Here is a 418-nt window from a genome sequence, read left to right as displayed (position 1 = left end):
TCACCCCGCGCACCATGGTCCTCCCCGGCCAACTCGCCCGCGATCTCGCCCTCACCCGGGCCCGCGGCTACGGCGTCAACCTGGAGGAGGCCGAGATCGGCATCTCGGCGGTCGCGGCCCCTGTCTACGCCCACGACCGCGGCCCCCGCCCGATCGCCGCGATCTCGGTCACCGGCGGCACGCGCCACCTGGACGTGGACCGCATCGGGGCACGACTGTGCGCGGCGGCACGGGCGATCACGCGGACGCTGTCGGTCTGACGGGGCGGGGGCTCCGGGCGGCGGCTCATCGCACGGCGGCAGCAGGCGAGTTCGCGGTCGCCCGCAGCACTGATCGCCGTCGGCCCCCGGTCGGGTGCGGTCAGCCCGTCTCGGCCCCCGTGCCGGGGGCGGGCTCCGGCACCCCCGCACCGTCCGGC

The 418-nt window shown here is 77.8% G+C and carries 1 protein-coding gene; it reads left to right on the top strand.

Features of this window, described 5'->3' with window-relative positions; genetic code table 11:
* Positions 1 to 260: IclR family transcriptional regulator C-terminal domain-containing protein (locus JHN63_RS52060; protein ID WP_307782209.1), on the top strand; the 260-nt coding region annotated here is incomplete at its 5' end.
* Positions 261 to 418: the final 158 nt, after the last annotated feature.

Origin of the sequence: Streptomyces sp. MBT65 (assembly GCF_016612545.1) — a bacterium.
Classification (GTDB): Bacteria; Actinomycetota; Actinomycetes; order Streptomycetales; family Streptomycetaceae; genus Streptomyces.
The sequence above is the reverse complement of the archived record's forward strand: the minus strand, read 5'-3'. Positions and strand labels throughout refer to the sequence as shown.